The 20,284-nt window shown below is 67.2% G+C and carries 19 protein-coding genes; 15 read left to right on the top strand and 4 right to left on the bottom strand.

Translation table 11 applies throughout. From position 1 onward, the window contains the following. Positions 1–44: 44 nt before the first annotated feature. Positions 45–794: an SDR family oxidoreductase gene (locus OXM57_10340; protein ID MDE0353075.1), complete on the top strand. Its 750-nt coding sequence runs from the start codon at positions 45–47 to the stop codon at positions 792–794. A 21-nt stretch (positions 795–815) separates the two neighbouring features. Beyond that, positions 816–1,805 (top strand): hypothetical protein, encoded by a 990-nt coding sequence (locus tag OXM57_10335; GenBank protein MDE0353074.1) that lies wholly within the window; start codon positions 816–818, stop codon positions 1,803–1,805. Positions 1,806–1,845: 40 nt separating this feature from the next. Here OXM57_10335 and rpsT read toward each other — a convergent pair whose 3' ends face one another. Beyond that, positions 1,846–2,106, bottom strand: coding sequence for a 30S ribosomal protein S20 (gene rpsT / locus OXM57_10330; GenBank protein ID MDE0353073.1), 261 nt, complete (start codon positions 2,104–2,106; stop codon positions 1,846–1,848). Positions 2,107–2,435: 329 nt separating this feature from the next. Here rpsT and hrcA point away from each other — a divergent pair, with 329 nt between their 5' ends. The 8 genes from hrcA to OXM57_10290 all read left to right on the top strand — a co-directional run bounded on the left by hrcA (position 2,436) and on the right by OXM57_10290 (position 12,667). Beyond that, the gene (hrcA, locus tag OXM57_10325; GenBank protein ID MDE0353072.1) at positions 2,436–3,443 is read left to right on the top strand and encodes a heat-inducible transcriptional repressor HrcA; all 1,008 of its coding nucleotides are present in this window, start codon (positions 2,436–2,438) and stop codon (positions 3,441–3,443) included. A 26-nt stretch (positions 3,444–3,469) separates the two neighbouring features. Beyond that, a complete protein-coding gene (gene dnaJ, locus OXM57_10320; GenBank protein MDE0353071.1) occupies positions 3,470–4,528 on the top strand; it encodes a molecular chaperone DnaJ in 1,059 nt (352 codons plus the stop codon). Positions 4,529–4,719: 191 nt separating this feature from the next. Beyond that, positions 4,720–5,643, top strand: coding sequence for a PhoH family protein (locus tag OXM57_10315; protein MDE0353070.1), 924 nt, complete (start codon positions 4,720–4,722; stop codon positions 5,641–5,643). Further along, entirely contained in the window at positions 5,640–8,261 is a 2,622-nt protein-coding gene (locus OXM57_10310) for an HDIG domain-containing protein (GenBank protein MDE0353069.1), read from the top strand. Before OXM57_10315 ends, OXM57_10310 begins: the two co-directional genes overlap by 4 nt. A gap of 239 nt (positions 8,262–8,500) precedes the next feature. Next, complete coding sequence (gene ybeY / locus OXM57_10305) at positions 8,501–8,971, top strand: rRNA maturation RNase YbeY (GenBank protein MDE0353068.1); 471 nt, start codon at positions 8,501–8,503, stop codon at positions 8,969–8,971. Next, positions 8,968–10,164 (top strand): hemolysin family protein, encoded by a 1,197-nt coding sequence (locus OXM57_10300; GenBank protein MDE0353067.1) that lies wholly within the window; start codon positions 8,968–8,970, stop codon positions 10,162–10,164. The genes ybeY and OXM57_10300 overlap by 4 nt, the downstream gene beginning before the upstream one ends. A 109-nt stretch (positions 10,165–10,273) precedes the next feature. Next, positions 10,274–11,158 carry a GTPase Era gene (gene era, locus OXM57_10295; GenBank protein MDE0353066.1) on the top strand — a complete coding sequence of 295 codons (885 nt, stop codon included), beginning with the start codon at positions 10,274–10,276 and terminating at the stop codon, positions 11,156–11,158. Between the two features lie 114 nt (positions 11,159–11,272). Further along, positions 11,273–12,667, top strand: a complete 1,395-nt coding sequence (locus OXM57_10290; GenBank protein ID MDE0353065.1) for a class II fumarate hydratase — start codon at positions 11,273–11,275, stop codon at positions 12,665–12,667. A 3-nt stretch (positions 12,668–12,670) separates the two neighbouring features. Here OXM57_10290 and OXM57_10285 read toward each other — a convergent pair whose 3' ends face one another. From OXM57_10285 to sufC, 3 genes are all read right to left on the bottom strand, one after another. Beyond that, on the bottom strand, positions 12,671–13,129 hold the full coding sequence (locus tag OXM57_10285) for an SUF system NifU family Fe-S cluster assembly protein (protein MDE0353064.1): 459 nt from the start codon (positions 13,127–13,129) through the stop codon (positions 12,671–12,673). Positions 13,130–13,305: 176 nt separating this feature from the next. Continuing rightward, positions 13,306–14,541, bottom strand: a complete 1,236-nt coding sequence (locus OXM57_10280; GenBank protein ID MDE0353063.1) for a cysteine desulfurase — start codon at positions 14,539–14,541, stop codon at positions 13,306–13,308. Further along, entirely contained in the window at positions 14,538–15,296 is a 759-nt protein-coding gene (sufC, locus tag OXM57_10275) for a Fe-S cluster assembly ATPase SufC (protein ID MDE0353062.1), read from the bottom strand. Before sufC ends, OXM57_10280 begins: the two co-directional genes overlap by 4 nt. 136 nt (positions 15,297–15,432) lie before the next feature. On the opposite strand from sufC, the gene OXM57_10270 reads away from it, so the two are divergent. From OXM57_10270 to lpdA, 5 genes are all read left to right on the top strand, one after another. Then, the gene (locus OXM57_10270) at positions 15,433–17,595 is read left to right on the top strand and encodes a beta-propeller domain-containing protein (GenBank protein MDE0353061.1); all 2,163 of its coding nucleotides are present in this window, start codon (positions 15,433–15,435) and stop codon (positions 17,593–17,595) included. A gap of 76 nt (positions 17,596–17,671) precedes the next feature. Beyond that, entirely contained in the window at positions 17,672–18,118 is a 447-nt protein-coding gene (locus OXM57_10265; protein MDE0353060.1) for a hypothetical protein, read from the top strand. Beyond that, positions 18,115–18,405 carry a hypothetical protein gene (locus OXM57_10260; GenBank protein MDE0353059.1) on the top strand — a complete coding sequence of 97 codons (291 nt, stop codon included), beginning with the start codon at positions 18,115–18,117 and terminating at the stop codon, positions 18,403–18,405. The genes OXM57_10265 and OXM57_10260 overlap by 4 nt, the downstream gene beginning before the upstream one ends. Continuing rightward, complete coding sequence (locus OXM57_10255; protein MDE0353058.1) at positions 18,406–18,624, top strand: hypothetical protein; 219 nt, start codon at positions 18,406–18,408, stop codon at positions 18,622–18,624. 272 nt (positions 18,625–18,896) lie between these two features. Next, a complete protein-coding gene (lpdA, locus tag OXM57_10250) occupies positions 18,897–20,276 on the top strand; it encodes a dihydrolipoyl dehydrogenase (protein ID MDE0353057.1) in 1,380 nt (459 codons plus the stop codon). Positions 20,277–20,284 lie beyond the last annotated feature (8 nt).

Here is a 20,284-nt window from a genome sequence, read left to right as displayed (position 1 = left end):
CGATCCGGATCGGTCCAACGGACCCATCGCTACGATCCGGACCGATGGCGATGACGAGTCAGTCCAAGCGGATCCTGATCACCGGGGCCGGCCGATGGTCGGGAGGGGACGAGGGGGGGCTGGGGGCGGCCCTGGCGATCCGGCTCGCCGGCCGGGGACACACCGTGGTCATAAACCATCGCTCCAGCGATGCGGAAGCCGAGCGGCTGGTCGAGGCGATCCGGGACGGGCCGGGCCGGGCACTGTCCGTCCGGGCGGACGTCACCGACCCGGAGGACGTGGAAAGGATGGCGATGACCATCGGCCAGGAGCTGGGGGGACTCGACGTCTTGATCAACAATGCCGGCCTCTTCCTGCTCAAGGACTACGAGGAACTGACCGCGGACGAGTGGGAGTCCCAGATCGCGTCGACGGCCACGGCCACCTACTTCGTGTCCAGGGCCTTGCTACCCCTCCTGCGCGAGCAGGGGGGCCGGATCATCAACATCTCCGACGCGGGCGCCGACCGGATCACCGCCCGGCCCCGTACCCTTCCGTACCACATCGGCAAGATGGGAGTGCTGATGATCACCCGGACCATGGCCCGGGCGGAAGCCGGTCACGGCGTTACCGTCAACGCCATCCTGCCCGGCGTCCTGGAGAACTCCCGGCCGTTACCGGATCGGGCCCGCATACCGGCACGACGCCACGGCACCGCGGACGACGTACTGGAAGCGGTCAGCTTCCTAATGAGCGAGAAGGCCGGCTACGTGACCGGCGCCTTCATCCAGGTCGGCGGGGGTTGGAATCTCTAGACCACTGGTCCGGATCCTCGAGTGAAGGCTCTCACCCATCTGAGGGGCCCACCGAATCCCGGTCCGGGTGACCGGCGGGGTCTGCTCGACCGGGCAGGCGACTTGTTCGCCGGCGCCGGGTTCGAGCCTTCCGAAGTCATCCGGATCGACGTGCCGGGCCGGGGCCAGTCGGTAGGGGGTGAGGGCATGCTGCGTCCCGAGGTCGAGCCGGTCGTGCCCGCCCTGCAGTCCGGATCCCTGTTCGGCGGGCGCACGGGCCTCATGCTGATGGATGCTCACCTCCTCCGGGCCGACGAGGCCAACGTCCTGGCCGATCTCCTCGCTCACCACGCCGACGGGAGCCGGCCGGTAGTGCTGGTCACGAGCGGGAAGCTCCCGGCGCCGCTGGCCGCGTACGTGAGGAGGAACGCGGAGGTGGTACCAGTTCGCAAGCTGGCGGACCGGGATGTGGCCGGGTGGCTGCGCACCGCTGCCCGCCGGCGCGGGTTGCGCCTCCGCTCCGACGCCACTCAAGCCCTCATCCAGCGCTTCGGATCCGACCTGGGCGCCCTCGACCAGGCCCTCGAGCAGTTGAGCACCGTCGAGGGTCCGGTGACCGACGAGATCATCCTGGACCGGTTCCGCAACCGGCCGGATCAACCCCTCTGGAAGCTGACAGACGCCTTGGCCAGGGGAGTGGTGGACGAGGCCATCCACCGGCTCCATGACTTCCTCACCCACGGGCACCCTCTCGTCCTCGTGGCGGCGATCGAGAACGACCTCCGGAGGAGGGCACTGGCGGCGGCTGCTCCGGACATCGCCACCTTCGCGGAGTGGACCGGCGCCAAGCCCGACGGTTTCCCGACCCGGAAGGCGTGGAAGGCGAGGCGGGCTATATCGCGGGAGGACCTGAACAAGGCCGTGGACGCGGTGCGCAGGGCTGACGCCACGCTGAAGGGCATGCCGGAGGAGACCCACCTACCGACCCTGGAGCGCTTGGTGACCGCCCTCTGCTACTGGTATCGGGGCTAGTTGCTAGTTGCTAACTTAACCAATAACTAGCAACTAAAGACTAGGAACTAGCGACTAGACGCTCTAGCTTGGCCTTCCGGCGGTTGGCGGTGTTCTTCTTGAGAACCCCCTTCGCCACGGCCTGATCGATGCGCTTCTGGGCGATCCGCAGAGCCTGCTGGGCGGCCTCACGGTCGCCGCTCGCGGCGGCCTCGTCCACGTGCCGTGCCCGGGTCTTCAACTCCGAACGGACAGCCCGGTTACGGGCTCTGCTGGCAATGGCCTGCCGGTCGCGCTTTTCCTGTGACTTGGTGTGTGGCATCTCTTCGAAAAGGTGGGGAATGCGAGAGCCGCGAGGCTAGCAGGCTTATCCGACCGTTCCAACGGAGCCGCCTCCCGCAATCGTCCCCTGGCAGGGCCTGTAGGCCTGATTATTCATGTTCCCAGCACACCGACACGATCAGGCCGTCTCAACCACATCATTTGCGGGCGGTCGCCCTTCACCCGGCGGTTGATTCCATGTCCGGCCGGAGAATGGGGCCGTCAAATGGGTCATAACCCCAGCCCCGGAAATCGGAGCATCCGTTCCCGGCATCCGCCAAACCCCCATCCATGAATAATCGGGGCTAGGCGTGGGTATCATATCCGGCCATGTTGGACGGTCGGCGGGCCCGCATCCTGCGCATCATGATCGAGGAGCACATCCGGACGGGTGGCGCGGTCAGTTCCCGCGCCATTCTCGAGGCGGGCAACCTGGCCGTTTCCAGCGCGACGATCCGGACCGAACTGGTAGCCCTCCAGGCTGCCGGGTACGCTTTCCAGCCTCATACATCCGCCGGGCGGGTCCCGACCCCGCAGGCCTATCGCTACTACGTGGACAGCCTGATGCGTCCACCAGAGACTCCTATTGCCTCCGCCCGAGTGGCCGAATTCTTCGCATCGGTCCAGACGGAGTTGGGCCGCCTGCTCAAGGCCACGTCCGCCCTGCTCAGCGAGATCACCCACTTCCCGTCGGTGGTGACCGGCCCCAGCATGGCCAACGAGGTCATCCGCGGGGTGCACCTGGTCCGCACCACCGCCGATACGGTCCTCATGGTGTTGGTGACGCTGGCCGGAAGGGTATCCCAGACGCTCCTGCAGCTGCCTGAACCGGTGGGCGGATCCGAGGTGCGGGAGGCCGAGGCGCTGATCCGTCGCTTCCAGGTCGGCGCCCCGATGTCCGAGTGCTTCGACCTGGAGTCGATGTCCCTTGCTAACCCCACCGAGGGGGCGGCAGCGATCCTGCGGCAGGCGGCCGCTGCCTTCGAGAGCACAGCTGCACCGGACCACGAGTTGTACATGGGTTCGGCGCCCCACTTGACGGCTGCCTGGGGTGAGCTCTCCAAGGTCCAGGGCGTCCTCGACGTCCTGGAGCGGGAGGCGTCCCTGCTTGAGGTACTGGGGCACCTCCCTGCCGGTACCGAGGTGCGGATCGGCTCCGAGCTGGGCATCGACTCCGCCTCGGACATCTCTCTCGTGACCACCACCTACGGCGAGGAGTCTTCCGGTCCCGGCGGCCGGCTCGGAGTGCTGGGACCGATGAGGATGGACTACGGCCGGACCATCCGGGTCCTGGAGGAGATCGGTGTCGGCCTCGACGAGAGCCTCGGCGAGAGCTGATCCGTACCGACGGCAGAGAGACCGCGATGGCCGACTATTACCGCATTCTGGATGTCGGGCGCGACGCGTCCCGAGACGAGATCAAGCGGGCCTTCCGCCGGCTGGCCAGGGAGTCCCACCCCGACGCCAATCCCGATGACCCCACGGCCGAGGCTCGTTTCCGCCAGGTGGCCGAGGCATACGAAGTCCTGTCGGATCCCGAGCGGCGAGCCCGGTACGACCGCGGGGAGACGCTCGATCCGGGCGCCTTCTTCCAGGGTTCGGGCTCTCTTGACGACCTGCTGCGCTCGGTCTTCGGCGACGGCAGCGTCTTCGGGTCATCTACCCGGGAGCCACGGGTCAATCGCGGGCGGGACGTACGGGTCAACGTGGTGCTGACTCTGGAGGAGGCCGCCTTCGGGGTCGAGAAAGCAGTCGCCTTCCGGACCGCTCTGACCTGCGAACCGTGCGGAGGTTCGGGTTCCGGAGACGGCGCCGGTCTCCATGCGTGCCGGATCTGCGGAGGGAGCGGCCAGGTGAGGATGGCCCGCCGGAGCGTGTTCGGCTCGTTGATGACCCTCACCACCTGCCGCTCGTGCCGGGGAGACGGGTCGGTACTGGCCGATCCTTGCGGCACTTGCCGTGGAGAGGGAACCCGTGAGGGTGAGAAGACGGTACAGGTCGACATTCCCGCCGGCGTGGAGGCGGGTAACCGCCTCCGTCTCCCGACCCGGGGGGAGGCCGGTCGCCGCGGGGCCCTCGCCGGCGACCTCTACATCGATCTGGTCATAGAGCCGCACCCCGTCTTCGAGCGCGATGGGGACGACCTGATCAGCGAGGTCGAGGTGGGTGTCGCCGCCGCGGCGCTCGGCACCCACGTGGAGGTGCCCCTCCTCGACGGCGGGACTCATCGGATCAGGGTGCCGGCCGGATCCCAGCCCGGGGAAGTCATCCGGGTGCCGGGCAAGGGGGTCACGCGCCTCCGCACCTCCCGTCGAGGTGACCTCTACCTGCGCGTCAAGGTGGTGGTGCCCACCAGGCTCAGCCGGTCCCAGCGCAAGCTGCTACGCCAGTTCGCCGATGCCGGCGGTGAAGAACTCCTTTGAGGCGCCGCTGCGCGGGTTCGGCCTGCCATGCGCGGCAAGAAACACGAAAGAGAACTAGTGGTGGTCATCGATAGTCCAGCCGCTCGTGGTATCCTGAACGGGCCTTTGGAGCTCCGCACCATCGCCCTACCGCGTTAATGCTTCCCTCCGCGCCGCCTGCCCTCACCCTGCATGTTCCCGGTATCAGCCTGATGCTGGACCTGCTCGGCGAACGGGATTCCCACCTCCGGATGGTGGAGTCGGCCTACCCCGAAGCCGTGATCGTGGCGCGTGGTGACGAGATCGTGTTCCAGGGCGAGGAGCGGGCGGCCCGCCGCGCCCACAAAGTGGCGGAGGAGTTGCTGATGCTCGTCCAGCGAGGCATGAGTCTGGAGCCGGAAGGTGTGAATCGGGTGATAGAGATGGTCAACGACTCGGTGCCCTCTCCCAGCGGTGTGCTGGGCGAGACCATCGAGGTGGCCCGCGGCAAGATCATCCGACCCAAGACGGTCGGCCAACTCCGCTACGTCAAGGCGATCCGCCGGTCGACTCTCGTCTTCGGGATCGGACCGGCCGGGACCGGCAAGACCTACCTGGCCATGGCGGCCGCCACCGAGTCCCTGATCACGGGAAAGGTCAAGCGGATAGTCCTCACCAGGCCGGCGGTCGAGGCCGGAGAGAGGCTCGGCTTCCTGCCCGGCGACCTCGAGGCGAAGTTCAACCCCTACCTCCGCCCGCTGTACGACGCCTTGTACGAGATGCTCGGGCCCGACGATGTCATGGGCTACATAGAGCGGGGGACGATCGAGATCGCCCCGCTGGCCTACATGCGGGGCCGTACCCTCAACGACTCGATAGTGGTGCTGGACGAGGCGCAGAACACCTCCCGGGCCCAGATGAAGATGTTCCTGACCCGGCTGGGGTTCAACTCGAAGATGATCATCACCGGCGACGCCACCCAGGTCGATCTGCCACCGGACCGTCTGTCGGGGCTGGTCCACGCCCGGTCCATCCTGGGGGACGTGCGGGACGTGGCGGTGGTACACCTGGGCGCCGCCGATGTCGTTCGCCACCGTCTGGTGGCAGAGATCGTGGAAGCCTACGAGGCGGCCGACAGCCGGGCGCCCGGCCGATGAGCAGTCGTGTCAAGGCCGTCATCACCGGGCTGATCCTGGTGGCGACCGCCGCCCTCTCGTGGGCCGGCATGCTGATCAACCAGGAGTTCACCACCGTCCAGGTGGTGGTGGGGGAGCCGGCGCCCCAGGCCTTCGTGGCCGAGTCCCCGATCGAGATCCAGGACACGGCTGCCACCGAGCTCGCCCTCCAGGCGGCCCGGGATGCCGTGGACCCCGTGTACGGGAGGCACGAGGAGATCGACGCCATCGTGATCAACGACATCCGGGCCTTCTTCCAGTCGCTACGGGCCGCGACCTTTGACCAGGGCGCCCGCCCGCTTCCGGTGGTCACCACCACCAGCACCGTGGTCCGCCCGACGGCCGCTACCACGACGACCGTTGCGACGACCGTCGCGACCACCGTTGCCACGACCGTCGATCCGGGCGCGGAGGCGGGGCAGGAGTCGACCACGGTCACCCAGGAGGCGCCCACGCCCACCACCCTGCCCGCCGCTGTGGCAGCGACGGCCGGCGTCAACGGTCGGGTGTTCATCGATACCGACGCCAACGGCTTCTTCAACCTGGCGGTGGATTACGGCTTGGGCGACGTGAGGGTGGTGGCCTACGACGCTACCGGCACCCGCTTCGAGACGGTCACGTTTTCGGACGGCCGTTACACGCTCGGACGGATGGCGCCTGGACCGGCGGCCGTTCTCATCGATACCGACTCCGTTCCCGACCGGCTGACCGGACCGGAGCAGCTCCTTTACCAGGACGCGGAGCTCGTGGATGGCCAGGAGACGCAGACAATCCATATTCCCCTGCGCCCCGCCGTGGCTTCCAGGGACATCCAGCTGGCCAGCCTCCGGGCGAGCGGCCTGCTGCTTTCCGACAGTGCGGTCTCGCTCCTAGTGGACATCGCCACCGGCGACGTCCTGCGCGAGATCCGGGGGGAGGAGCCGTGGCTGCTCTCGATAGAGCGCGAGACGCTCCTGCTGGCGACCGAGGCCCTCAACACCGATGGCGGGATCCTCAGCGAGAACCTGCGCGAGGTCCAGATACAACTCCGCTCCACGCCGAGGTTCGTGCAGCTTCCGGCGGCCGATTCGGCTGTCTGGCAGCAGGTCTCCCAGCTGGTGCCGGAAGTGGCCACCGTGTTCCTGGCGGCGAACAAGACGGTCGATGCCGTGGCTACCGAGGGTCTCCGCGAGGAGAAGGCGGGCGAGGTCGTGCCTCTGACCACCCAGTATGAAGCCGGTGACGTGATCGTGGAGGAGGGCCAGGAGGTAACGGAGGAGATCGAGGCGACGCTGTCCGATGCGAGGTTGCTCGGGCGGGCGGCGCCCCGCTACGTGGCGCTGGCCGCAGCCGTGGCCATCGTGGTGGGGTTGCCGGCGCTCTACCTGCACAGGTTCCAACCGAGCGTCTGGAACTCGATGCGGCGCATGTCGCTGTTCGGCCTGCTGGTGGTGCTCGCGGCGGTGTCCGCCCGTGGGGCGGCCGTGTTCGCGGCCGGGGGAGACGGAGCGATCGGCTTCCTGATGCCGGCGGCTGCCTTCGGCCTGATGACCGCCATCCTGTTCGACGCCCGGACCGCGGTCCTGATGGCCGTGGTGGTGGGGTCGATGACGTCCATTGCCACTACCGATCCGGGCTACACGCTGTACGCCGGCCTGTCGGTGCTGGTCCCGATCCCGTTCGTCTCGTCCATCTCGGCCCGGCGCGACCTGCGACGGGCGGGCTTGTACATCATGGCGATGTGCGGGGGTTTCGCGGCTCTGATCGCCTGGTTCTTCCCGCAGGACATCAGCATTCTCCGGTCGGCGGCGTTCGCGGTCGGCGGCGGCGCCATCTCGTGGCTGGTGGGAAGCTCGCTGCTCTCCGTCCTGGAGATCGTGTTCGACATCACCACCTCGCTACGACTCCTGGATCTGACCGATCGCAACCATCCCGCGCTCCGCCTCCTCGAGGAGAAGGCCATCGGCTCCTTCAACCACTCCCTGATGGTGGGGACGCTGGCCGATCGAGCGGCCCGAGCGGTGGGCGCCAACCCCTTGCTGGCCCGGGCGGGCGCCTACTACCACGATCTCGGCAAGACCGAGCACCCACAGTTCTTCATCGAGAATCAGTTCGGCATCCAGAACCCCCATGACGAGATGCCCCCCCTGCGGTCCGCCGAGGTGCTGCGCCGCCACGTGCTGGACGGGCTGACGCTGGCGCGGAAGTTCCGGATCCCCGGGGACGTGGCCGAAGCCGTCATCACCCACCATGGCGACGGCATCATGCACTTCTTCTACAACAAGGCTCGGAAGCAATACGGCGACGACGCCGTGGACCGCGAGGACTACCGCCACGCCGGGCGCAAGCCGGTCAAGAAGGAAATGGCCATCGTGATGCTGGCCGACTCCGTAGAAGGCGCCTGCCGGGCGGTCTTCCAGGTGGAGGAACCCACGCCCGAACGCATCGAGCACCTGGTGGAGAAGGTGGTGGGGGAGAAGGTGGCCGACGGCCAGCTCTCGGCCTCGGACGTGACGCTGGGGGATCTCAGCAGGGTGAAGGGAGCGATGGTCAAGGCGCTCGTGGGGCACTACCACCAGCGCATCCCCTATCCGGACTTCCCCGAAGGAGACCCGGCTTGACCGACCGCCGATCGACCCCGACACTGATGGCCGACGGAGCACGCCAAGCCCTCTGGCAGGGAGACCACTGTGGTCTGTCTGTGAAATGGCGGTGTGGTATGGCGTCGGCAGCGGTGTTCCTCGCAAGGCCCGCTGACGAAGGCATACCCGCAGCGGTACGTCAAGGAAGCGGAACGCAGCGAGGGGCGCCGATGACCGCCATAGCACGCCTGGTTGTTTCGCAGGGAGACCACTAGCCCGTGGAGATTCACCTGTCGAACCGTCAGGACCTGCCGGTGGACGCGGATGCCCTCCGCGTCTTGGCCGAGGTCGTGCTCGAGAACGAGGACATGCCGCCGTCCACCGAGGTGGGGATCATGCTCGTTACCGATGATGACATGGCGGCACACAATCAGCGGTTCCTGGGCAGGGACGGGCCCACCGACGTGCTGGCGCTCCCTCTAGCGCCCCCCGGGGTGGGTCACCGGGAGAGCGCCGCCCGGACCGGTGCAGGCGTTCCGTACGCGCTGGGCGATGTGATCGTCGCTCCCGGTTACGTCCGCGGCCAGGCGCGGCGCCTCGGCATGGCGTACGAGGAGGAGATGGCGCTCATGGTCACCCACGGGTTGCTGCATCTGATCGGTTACGACCACGAGTCGGACTCGGAGGCGGAACATATGGAATCGCGGGAGCGGCACCTTCTGGCGGCGATCGGAATGGAGCGACGATGAACTGGCTGGCCTGGGCGGCGGCGGTGGCGGTGCTCGCGCTGGCGGCGGCACTCCGGGCGGCGGGCGAGTCGCTGGTCCGCACGCCTCGCGCCGATGCCCTGCACGACGCCGCGGATGGCCGGGAGGGCGCCGGGATCGTGGCGGGCCTGCTGGAGGACCGTCCCCGCATACGGCCGGCCATCTCCCTTATACACACCACCCTCCTGGTGAGCGCCGCCCTATCGGCGGCCTGGGCTACGGGTACCACGCTGAGCGGTTCGCGGCTGGTGATGGCGCTGGTCCTGGCGGCCGTGATGATCGTGCTGCTCGGAGATCTGTGGCCCCGCTCGGCCGGCCGGAAGCGACCCCACCGCATCGCATACCGGATGGCCAGGCTGTTGCGACTGGCCATCTCGATCGGCGGGCGGGCGGGGGACCTGATCGAGGACGAGGAGGACATCGCCCCGGCCCTGGCCGAGGCCAACGGCGACCACGACCCGTCCGATCAAGAGGAGATCCGCATGATCTCCTCGGTCCTGGAGTTCTCCGATGCCATCGTGCGCGAGGTGATGGTGCCACGGACGGACATGGTGACGCTCGGCGCCGCCAGCACCACCACCGAGGCCCTGGATCTCATCCTGGACTGCGGCTACTCGCGGGTGCCTGTCACCGGCAAGGGGACTGACGACATCGTCGGGATGGTCTATGCCAAGGATTTGTTGGGCCGGGTGGCGGCCTCACGGGATCCGGAGCCCGTCACCGAACTCTCCCGCGACCCGTACTTCGTACCCGAGTCCAAGCCGGTGCGCGACCTGCTGCGGGAGATGCAGTCGCGCCAGATCCACATCGCTATCGCCGTGGACGAGTTCGGCGGGACCGCCGGGCTGGTCACCATCGAGGACCTGATCGAGGAGCTGGTCGGCGAGATCGTCGACGAGTACGACACCGAGGCTCCCATGGTGCAGCCTCTGGATGACGGCGGCTTCCTGGTGGCCGCCCGGTTGTCGGTGGACGACCTCAACCGGGTCCTGGGCGCCGATCTTCCCGACGATGAGTGGGACACGGTGGGGGGCCTGGTGCTGGGGCTGGCCGGCCGGGTTCCCATAGTGGGGGAACGCTTCGAGATGGGTGAGGCGGTGCTGGTCGCCGACCGGGTCCAGGGTCGGCGGGTGGAGCGCGTGCTGGTCCACCGGGTGGGTAACACCGCTCCCTAGCCCTGATTATTCATGTGCCCAGCACACCGACCCGGATTAGGAACACGGAGCACCCATCACCCTCATCCGCACAAACCCCCATCCATGAATAATTGGGGCTGAGGTCGGCGTGCGTTCCGGATTCGTCGCGGTCGTGGGGCGGCCCAACGTAGGCAAGTCGACGTTGATCAACAGCCTGGTCGGCCAGAAGGTCACCATCACGTCCCGGCGTCCGCAAACCACCCGATTGAGCGTCCGGGGTGTTCTGACGGTGGAAGACCCCGCCGCCCAGATCGTTTTCGTGGACACGCCCGGGCTCCATCGCCCCCGGACCGCCCTGGGCGAGCGGCTCAACTCGACCGCATACCGGACCCTGACCGACGCCGACTGCACGGTGTTCGTCATCGACGCCACCGCCCGGGTGGGCCCCGGAGACCGCCGCATCGCAGAACACCTCCTCGATTCGGTGGAACCGGAGCAAGTGATCCTGATCGTCAACAAGGTGGACGCGGCTCGCAAGGGTCGCGTGGCGGAGCGGCTGGGCGAGGCGGCACTGTGGGACTTCGGCGCCTACATCCCGGTCTCGGCTCTCGAGGGCGACGGCATGGAGAGGGTGGTGGCCGAGCTGATTCCCCGCCTACCGGAAGGTCCGGCCCTGTATCCACCCGATGTGGTGAGCGACCGGCCGGACGAGGTTCTGATCGCCGAGACGGTGCGTGAGAAGTTGTTACCCGGGCTCCGGCAGGAATTACCCCACTCGGTAGCCGTCAAGACCGAGGGGATCGAGGTCCGGGAGGATGGCCTGACCCGTATCGAGGCGGTCATATACGTGGAGCGGGAGTCCCAGAAGGGGATCGTTGTGGGGGCGGGAGGTGCCAACCTGCGCGACGCCGGCACCGCGGCGCGGCGCGAACTGGAGGAGGCGTTGGGGCGGCGGGTGTTTCTGGATCTCAGGGTGAAGGTCGAGAAGGACTGGCAGCGGTATCCCGACCGGATGGAGCGCCTGGGCCTGTAGACCCACTGTTCGCCGCCATCGGGGTCTGTCCGACTGTCCTGACCGGAATGCCGAGCCGGGTACACTCGCCATGCCTGCCGCAAGGGCGCGGGTCGAGGTCACGAAGGTGAGGGGTTGGTGCGCTTCCGGATCGAGAAGGACTCCATGGGGGAGGTGGAGATCCCTTCGGATGCTCTCTACGGCGCCTCGACCCGGCGAGCGGTCGAGAATTTCCCCATCTCCGACCGTAGGTTCGGCCGCTGGTTCATCTGGGCGCTCGGTCTGATCAAGGGCTCGGCCGCGCAGGTGGCGGGCGCGGACGGTCATCTACCGGCCGGAACCGCCGCGGCCGTGTCGCAGGCGGCCGATGAGGTCATGTCCGGCCTCTTGGACGACCAGTTCGTGCTCGACGTCTTCCAGACCGGGTCGGGTACCTCCACCAACACCAACGCCAACGAGGTCATCGCCAACCGGGCCGCGCAGTTGCTCGGAGGGTCCATCGGGGACCGTTCGGTCCATCCGAACGATCACGTGAACTTCGGCCAGTCCTCGAACGATGTGATCCCCACCGCCATGCACGTGGCGGCTGCCGCCGCCATTCGCGAGGACTTGTTGCCGGCCCTGGAGGCGCTGGCTCGATCACTGGAGGAGCGGTCCGCCGACTTCGGGGACGTGGTCAAGTCGGGCCGCACCCATCTGATGGACGCCACGCCGGTGACGCTCGGCCAGGAGTTCTCCTCGTACGCGGCGCAGGTGGCCAAGGGCGTGGAGCGCCTGGTTGGGGTGCTGCCCGACCTTGACGAACTCGCCCTGGGAGGCACGGCCGTCGGCACGGGGATCAACGCGCCGCACGGGTTCGCGGCTTCGGTCATCGGGCTGATGGCGAGGAGGACCGGTTACCCTCTCCGGGAGGCCGCCAACCACTTCGAAGCCCAGGCCGGTAAGGATGCGGTCGTGATGGCTTCAGGCGCCCTGAAGACCGTCGCGGTGTCCCTGTTCAAGATCGCCAACGACCTCCGCTGGTTGGCGTCCGGACCCCGCACGGGTCTCGGCGAGATCAGGCTTCCCGCCCTCCAGCCGGGTTCCTCGATCATGCCGGGAAAGGTCAATCCGGTCATTCCCGAGATGGTGTGCCAGGTTGCCGCGCAGGTGATCGGAAACGACTCGGCCATCGCCTGGGGAGGCGCCAACGGCAACTTCGAGCTCAACGTGATGATGCCGATGATGGCCCACAACCTCCTGGAGTCGATCGGGCTGCTGTCCAGCGCCGCGTCCAATCTCCGGGAGCGCTGCGTCGACGGCATCGAGGCGGATGCGGCACGGGCTCGCCGGCTGGCGGAGAGCAATCTGGCGGTGGTCACCGCCCTCAACCCCCGGATCGGCTACGACATGGGCGCCAAGGTGGCCAAGGAGGCATACGCCTCCGGCCGTACCATCCGTGACGTGGTGCTCGACATGGGTCTGATGGAGGCGGAGGAGCTGGATCAGGTGCTGGACATCAAGCGGATGACCGAAGGCGGCATCCTCTAGTTGCTATGTGCTAGCAACAAAGTTATTGATGGCCTCTTCCAGAGTGGTCCAGGGCAGGTTGGCGCACTTGATCCGGACCGGGAACTTGCGAACACCCTGGAGTGCTTCCAGATCACCCAGCACCGCGCCGGGCCGGTTCGGATCGAGCCCGGGATCACCGGCGCCGTCGATGCTCATCATGCCCTTGAACCGTCCGGTGAGGATCCGGATCGTCTCGATGCTCCGGCCCTTGACCGCGTCACCCATCATCGATCCCGAGGCCTGCGATATCGAACATCCGTGACCGGTTACCCCGATCGCGGTGACCTCGCCCCCCTCGATCAGCAATTCGACCCGGACGTCGTCGCCGCACAGCGGATTGTTGCCGTCGGCGACCGCGTTGGCCCTTCCGAGGGCCTGCCGGTTACGGGGGTTCCGGTAGTGGTCGAGGATCACCTCGCGGTAGAGATCTTCAAGCGCCATGAGCGTCCAACCATAGGAGGGTGCTGAAGAAGACGGGAATGGGTTGGCCCGCGATACCTTGACCTGGGGTTCCATTGCGTGATACCTGGCAACTGGACACTTTTCGGTCCCCTCCTGGAGAGCGCAGGCGGTTCGTGGACACTACGGGACCGCTCGCCTCCGGCACTCCCGGTCCCTCAAAGGCTGTCGAGTCCGAATATGCGCCGGGCCACGCCAAGAGCGTCCACCAGGGCGTCCACGTCCTCGGGCACGTTATAGACGTAGAACGATGCCCGGGTCGAGGCCGCCAGGCCCAGGCTCCGGAGCAACGGCTTGGCGCAGTGGTGCCCGGCCCGCACCGCCACTCCCTCCTGGTCGAGGATGGTGGCGACGTCATGGGCGTGGATGCCGGCCAGGTCGAAGCTGATCGCGCCACCCCTGTCAACGGTGTCGGCCGGGCCTTGAACGGTAAGGCCGGGGACCTCCGCAAGCCGCTCCAGCGCGTAGCCGGTGAGTTCCCGGTCGTGTTGGAGAACGTTGTCCATCCCGACGGCGGACAGGTAGTCCACCGCCGCGCCCAAGCCGATCGCCTCCACGAACGGTGGGGTGCCGGCCTCGAATTTGTGGGGCACCTCCGCCCAGTCCGACTCGTGCAGCCGGACATCACGGATCATCTCGCCCCCACCCTCGGCCGGCTCCATGTTCTCCAGCAGCGTCCTCCGACCCCACAGGACCCCGATGCCGGTCGGCCCGAGCATCTTGTGGCCCGAGAATCCCAGGAAGTCGGCCCCGAGAGTCCGGACGTCCACCGGAGCGTGAGGAACCAGCTGGGCGCCGTCGACCAGGAGCACCGCCCCTACCTCGTGAGCCAGGCGGGCGATCTCGCCCACCGGTGGCATGGTGCCCAACACGTTGGACATCCCCGATACCGCCACCACCTTGACCCGATCGTCGAACCGGTCGCGAGCACCTTCCAGATCGAGCCGGAAACCGTCGGTCAACTCCATGTAGCGCAGCTCCGCCCCGGTGTGGCGGGCGATGATGTGCCAGGGCACGATATTGGCGTGGTGCTCCATCACGCTGGTCAGGATCCGATCCCCCGACCGGAGGTTGTTGAGGCCCCATCCGTAAGCGAACAGGTTCATCGCCGCGGTGGCGCTACGGGTGAAGATGATCTCCTCGTCGCAGGTGGCGTTCAGGAAGACGGCCACCTTGTGGCGGGCCTCCTCGTAGGCTTCGGTGGCCTCGTGGGAGAGGGTGTAGGCGCCCCGATGGACGTTGGCATAGGAGTTGCGGTAGATGTCCGCCATCGCATCGAGTACCTGCACGGGCTTCTGCGAGCTTGCCGCAGAGTCGAGGAAGGCCATCCTGCGGCCGTTGATCCTGCGCTCCAGGATCGGAAAGTCGCTGCGTATCGCGTCGGTGTCGATCATGGCGCCGGGACGGCTCGGAAGGCTTCGTATCCTTCCTCCTCCAGCTGACGGGCCAAGCCGGCCCCGCCGGACCTCACGATCCGGCCATCAACCAGCACGTGAACATGGTCGGGAGTGACGTAGTCGAGTAGCCGCTGGTAGTGGGTTATGACGAGGAACCCGCGCTCGGGCCCTGCCAGGCGGTTCACCCCTTCGGCCACCACCCCAAGGGCATCGATGTCCAGTCCGGAGTCGGTCTCGTCCATGATGGCCAGTTCCGGCTCGAGGACGGCCATCTGCAGCACCTCGTTGCGCTTGCGCTCGCCCCCGGAGAAGCCCTGGTTCACGTAGCGGTCGGCGAAGCTGGCGTCCATGCCGAGCGACTCCATCGCGTCCATTACCCGCAACCGCAACTCCAGCACGGTGTAATCGACGCCGGTCCGGTTGCTCAGCGCGGTGCGAAGGAAGTTGACCACCGATACGCCGGGGATCTCCTCCGGATACTGGAAGGCGAGAAACATCCCCATGTTGGCCCGGGTGGGGGGATCGGCCTCCGTTATGTCTTCCCCCTTGAAGGAGACCGTTCCGGAGGTGACCTCGTACCCGGGATGTCCCATCAGAACCTTGGCCAGGGTGGACTTCCCAGAGCCGTTCGGCCCCATGATGGCGTGGATCTCGCCCCTACGGGCGGTGAGGTTGACGCCGCGCAGGATGGGTTCCCCGTCGACGGACGCGTGCAGGTCATCTACGGCCAGCAAAGGGCCCGGGTCGGTCAATGCGTGGATCTCCTGATGAGGAAGCGGTGCGCCCCCAAGGGTACCCGCCCGGCTGAGGGGTCGGGAACCGAAGGGCGCTCCCGGTACGTCATAGAGACGAATCGTCCATAAGAATCATTGCTGGAAGGAGCCGAACATGAGAAAGCACGCAGGCTGGCTGGTCGCCATGGCACTCCTCGTCGGCGCCTGCGCGCCGGACTCGACGGTGACTACCGCGGGACCGGTGGCGATCACCACGACCGGCGGGACGGTACCTGCAAACACCGTCACCACGGCTCCCACCGCCGGCTCCACGGATTCCACCACCGGCCCCACCGTCGCTACCACCGGTTCCACGGTCTCCGGCACGGCTGCCGACCCCGTGGTCGGTCTCTTCGCCTCGGCCCTGGTGGAGTTCGACTCGTGCGATGCGTTCATCGGCCACGTCAAGACGCAGGCGCTGGAACGGGTAGGGCCCTACGGCCTCGACGGCGGCCGTTACCCCGAGCCGTTCATCGTGGAAGAGGCAGATTTCGAGATCATGGAGGAAAGCGCTGAGCCCGCCGCGGCCGACAGCGTCGCCTCGGCCCCGCAAGCCGGCGTCGACTACTCGACCACCAACGTCCAGGAGATCGGCGTCGACGAGCCGGACCTCGTCAAGACCGACGGAAGCCGGATCCTCGTCGTGGCCCATGGCATGCTCCACTACATCGACGTCTCGTCAGGCAGTCCTGAACTGGTGGGGACGCTCGATCTCTGGTCCTGGGAATCCCAGCAGGGCAAGGACGAGAGTCTCGGCAGGTTCCACAGTTTCCAGATGTTCCTCGGCGAAGGCACCGCCCTGCTGATGGCCGGCGGCTATGGACCGGAAGGCGACCTCACCCAGGTGGTGCAGGTCGATCTGGCCGACCCCGGGAAGATGACAGTGACCGGCACCCTCACGGTGGAGGGCAGGTACGTATCGGCCCGGCTGGTAGGCGAGCGGGCCAGCCTGGTCCTCTCCTCCCGGCCCCACGAACGACTCCCGTTCGTCTATCCCGCATCGCGGTCGGCCGAGGCCAGGGCCGAGATGGCCAACCGGATGACCATCGCGGAATCGACCCTGGAGGACTGGGCGCCCGGTTACGTGCTCGAGGGCCCGGGCGGCATCTCACGGGGCCTGTTCATCGACTGTGCCTCGTCATACGCACCCGAGGAGTTCTCGGGGTTCGACTTCCTGTCCGTGCTGAGCTTCGACCTCGCCGGCGGGATCGGCACGGAGGCGGTGTCAACCGTGATGTCGGGAGGCGACACGGTGTACGCGTCGTCAACCAACCTATACGTCGCCACCCAGCGCTGGGCCGACTGGGCTGCCCTCGACGAGGAGAAGGCGATCAGGGAGGCTGAAACCATCAGCACCCACATCCATCAATTCGACATCGGGGGCTCGGGCGGCCCCGAATACCTGGCGAGCGGATCGGTGGACGGGTTCCTCCTGAACCAGTTCGCCATGTCGGAGTACGACGGGTACCTGCGGGTGGCCTCCACAGATGACCCTTCGTGGAGCTGGTGGGTCCGTGAGAACCGGCCATCGGTGAGCCGGGTGGACGTTCTGGCCAGGGATGGCCGGCAGCTACGGATCGTCGGATCCGTGGGAGGTCTCGGGCAGGGCGAGCGCATCTTCGCCGTCCGGTTCATCGGCGAGATCGGCTACATAGTCACCTTCCGCCAGACCGATCCGCTCTACACCGTCGACCTGTCCGACCCCGAGAACCCCCGGGTGGTGGGTGAGCTCAAGATCCTCGGCTACTCCGCCTACCTGCACCCGATCGGCGACGGGCTCCTGCTGGGAATCGGTCAGGATGCCGACGAACGGGGTTGGACGCTGGGCACCCAGGTGTCGGTGTTCGATGTCTCCGATCTGGCCAACCCGCTTCGCATCCATCAGTTCACGGTGGAGGACTCCTATTCGGACGTGGAGTGGGACCACCGCGCCTTTCTGTACTGGGCGCCGAAGGACATGGCCGTGATGCCGGTGGGCTGGTGGAAGTACGACGACCAGTCGGACTACTGGGACTACTTCGCGGGGGCTTTCGTGCTCTCGGTCGGCGCCGGAGGCATCCGGCAACTGGCCACTGTCGAGCACGAGCCCAAGGTGCCCGGCGTCCCCGAGGACGAGCTCCGCTTCTGGGGGCCCTGGCCGATCCTCCGCTCCCTGGTGGTGGGCGACACGCTCTTCACCGTGTCGGAAGGCGGCCTGCTGGGCTCGGACCTGGACACGTTCGAAACGACCTCCTGGACCGGGTTCCCCATTCCGGAGGAGGTAGTTGGTAGTTGGTAGACATTGTTGGTGATGTCCAGCACACCGCCAGCCAGAACTAGCGACTCGGGACTAGAAACTGTCCTAGGATCCGGTCATGCCATCCGTTCCCGTCATCGCGCTCGGGGTGGCGCTACTCCTCCTCCTGGCCCTGGCCGCCTTGTCGGTGGCCGTCCTGGTCCTGCGCAGGGGTGACGGGGCAGAGCGTCAACCGGTCTACGTCATCAACGACGCCATCGACTTCGCGGCGGAACATCTCGACCCGGAGGTACTGGACCGGATCCGGCCGGCGGGAGCGCAGCACATCATCGAGTGGTCGGTCCACTACCTTCAAGGTCTCGCGGTTCCCGCCCGCCGGCGGAAAGGCTTGCGGGTGGTGGCCGGGGGCGAGGGCAGCGCCATCGAGTACATCCGTGCCAAGCTGGCCGCAAGCGGATACGATTACTCCCGGTCCGACATAGCCGCGGTGCTGGCCGTAGAGGCCGCGTACCTGGCGGGCATAGGAGCAATGGGAGAACCGGTCGAGGAAGGGGAACCTGTATGAGGGCGCGCTGCGGTCGGTGCGGCACAGGGTTCGAGGTCATGGCGCCGGGCCGCTATGCCTGTCCGGCCTGCGGGGTCACCAACGAGGTGCGCGGCGCCGGCGGAGGTGGTCCTGGTCCCGGACCCCGGCCCCAGGACATGGTGCCTCCGGCCCCTCCACCCGAGGCTCCCTCCCGGAGGGCGAGATGCCCGGAAGCCGAGTGCGGTTTCAGCTTCATCGTCGGCGATGTGAGCGTGGCGCCCTGCCCGATGTGCGGAGCCGAGGTGGCTACCGGGAGAGGGGCCTGAGTGTCCGGTGGGGCATCCTCCCGCCTGTCCCGGTTCGAGAAGAGCCGATTCATCGGCGCCAGGGACACGATGATCGTCTACGACTGCGACGATGGCGACCAGCTCGCCCGGCTCGAGGCCAGGCTCGGGAACGACGACCTGCTAGGCCGCAACCTGATCCAGAGCTTCGGCCCTGACACCTTGGCCGAGGCCCGCAATCGAGGTTTTCGTAGTCCCTAGTCTTCTAGTCGCCAGTTACTGACGTATACGATAACTATCTACTAGCAACTAGCAACTAGAGGATTCCGAGTAGGAACCAGGCGCCCACCCCCACCAGTATCACCATGGCGGTGATCAGCGCCGCGATGATCAGGTACCTGGTAGGCATGCCGGGAGGGTAGAGGTTTGCATCTCTCAGCCCGAACTAGGCTGGTGGTCTGTCTGTGGAATGACACCAGGTTGTCTTGCCGGCAGGCCACTCGCATCCCTTGGCGAATCGGAGAAACGCATCGGTGTATGACGTAATCGTGATCGGCGGCGGCCCCGGCGGCTACGGCGCCGCCCTGTACGCCCACAACTTCGGTCTCTCGGTGGCTCTGGTCGAGAAGGATGAGCTAGGCGGCACCTGCCTGCTGCGGGGCTGCATACCGGCCAAGAGTTGGCTCCAGTCCGCCGAGGTGTACTCGACGGTTCGTTCCGCCGGGGAGTTCGGAGTGGTGACGGGGGAGACCTCCTTCGACTGGCCCAAGGCGCTGGCGCGCAAGGACCGGATCGTGAACGGCCTGGTGAGGGGCCTGTCCGGGCTGCTCAGGATGCGGAAGGTCGAGGTCGTCAAGGGCACGGGCCGGCTGGCCGGACCGGGAAGGGTCGAGGTCGATCACGACGGAGCCACCCGGGTGCTCGAGGGCCGGGCGGTGATCCTCGCCACCGGCTCGGTGCCGATCGAGCTTCCGGGCTTCCCTTATGACGGCGAGAGGATCGTCAGCTCAGACCATGCGCTCGACTGGACCGAGCGGCCCGATCGGGTGGGGATCATCGGGGGCGGGATCGTGGGTTGCGAATTCGCCAGCCTGCTGGCCGACGTCGGGAGCGAGGTGGTGGTCTTCGAGATGCTGGACCAGATCATTCCCGGCTTCGAGCCGGCCGCCGCCCGCGAGCTCCAGAAGCAGCTGAGGCGCAGGCGGGTGAAGTTCTTCCTGGAGGCCGCCGCGACGCTAGACAACTCCGGCGACCGTCCTGTCCTCCTGGGCGGAACCGGCGCCGCCGGGTCGGGAGTCGAGGTGGATACGGTGCTGGTGGCCGTGGGGCGCCGGCCGGTGACCGAGAACCTGGGGCTGGATACGGTCCGGGCAGAGACCGACCGGGGCTTCGTCATCACCGACCTGGAGACAATGCAGACTGCCGAGCCGGGCGTGTTCGCGGTCGGCGACATCGTGGCCGGCACCCCCGGCCTCGCGCATGGCGCCTTCGCCGAGGCCATGGCAGCCATCACGTTCATCGCCACCGGAACGCCCAGTCCGGTCGATTACCGGGCCCTTCCCAACGTGGTCTACACCCATCCCGAGGTTGCCTCCGTGGGAATCACTTCGGTCGATGCGGCTGCCGCGGGTATCGCAGTGGAGGAGCACGACCACTCCTTCGTGGGCGTGGGTCGAGCCCGCATCATCGGGAGGAACCAGGGATTCGTGAGGATCGTGAACGAGGTCGACGGGCCTATCGTGGGTGCCACCGTGGTCGGACCGCAGGCCGGCGAGATGATCCACGAGCTGATGTACGCGGTGGGCTGGGAGGCCCTGCCGGAGGAGGTGGCGGCGTTCATACATGCCCATCCCACCCTGAGCGAGGCGATAGGAGAGACCTTGCTGTCCTCGGCGGGTCGTCCCCTTCACTGAGTCCGCCG

The organism is bacterium (assembly GCA_028820935.1).
Lineage (GTDB): Bacteria > Actinomycetota > Acidimicrobiia > Spongiisociales > Spongiisociaceae > Spongiisocius.
The sequence above is the reverse complement of the archived record's forward strand: the minus strand, read 5'-3'. Positions and strand labels throughout refer to the sequence as shown.

Coding starts and splice junctions, on each gene's coding strand:
- OXM57_10310 (MDE0353069.1), top strand. CDS start 5,640: ATGAGCAGTCGTGTCAAGGCCGTCATCACCGGGCTGATCCTGGTGGCG.
- hrcA (MDE0353072.1), top strand. CDS start 2,436: ATGTTGGACGGTCGGCGGGCCCGCATCCTGCGCATCATGATCGAGGAG.
- OXM57_10300 (MDE0353067.1), top strand. CDS start 8,968: ATGAACTGGCTGGCCTGGGCGGCGGCGGTGGCGGTGCTCGCGCTGGCG.
- OXM57_10270 (MDE0353061.1), top strand. CDS start 15,433: ATGAGAAAGCACGCAGGCTGGCTGGTCGCCATGGCACTCCTCGTCGGC.
- OXM57_10260 (MDE0353059.1), top strand. CDS start 18,115: ATGAGGGCGCGCTGCGGTCGGTGCGGCACAGGGTTCGAGGTCATGGCG.
- rpsT (MDE0353073.1), bottom strand. CDS start 2,106: ATGCCACACACCAAGTCACAGGAAAAGCGCGACCGGCAGGCCATTGCC.
- OXM57_10285 (MDE0353064.1), bottom strand. CDS start 13,129: ATGGCGCTTGAAGATCTCTACCGCGAGGTGATCCTCGACCACTACCGG.
- dnaJ (MDE0353071.1), top strand. CDS start 3,470: ATGGCCGACTATTACCGCATTCTGGATGTCGGGCGCGACGCGTCCCGA.
- OXM57_10340 (MDE0353075.1), top strand. CDS start 45: ATGGCGATGACGAGTCAGTCCAAGCGGATCCTGATCACCGGGGCCGGC.
- OXM57_10315 (MDE0353070.1), top strand. CDS start 4,720: ATGCTGGACCTGCTCGGCGAACGGGATTCCCACCTCCGGATGGTGGAG.
- OXM57_10265 (MDE0353060.1), top strand. CDS start 17,672: ATGCCATCCGTTCCCGTCATCGCGCTCGGGGTGGCGCTACTCCTCCTC.
- OXM57_10280 (MDE0353063.1), bottom strand. CDS start 14,541: ATGATCGACACCGACGCGATACGCAGCGACTTTCCGATCCTGGAGCGC.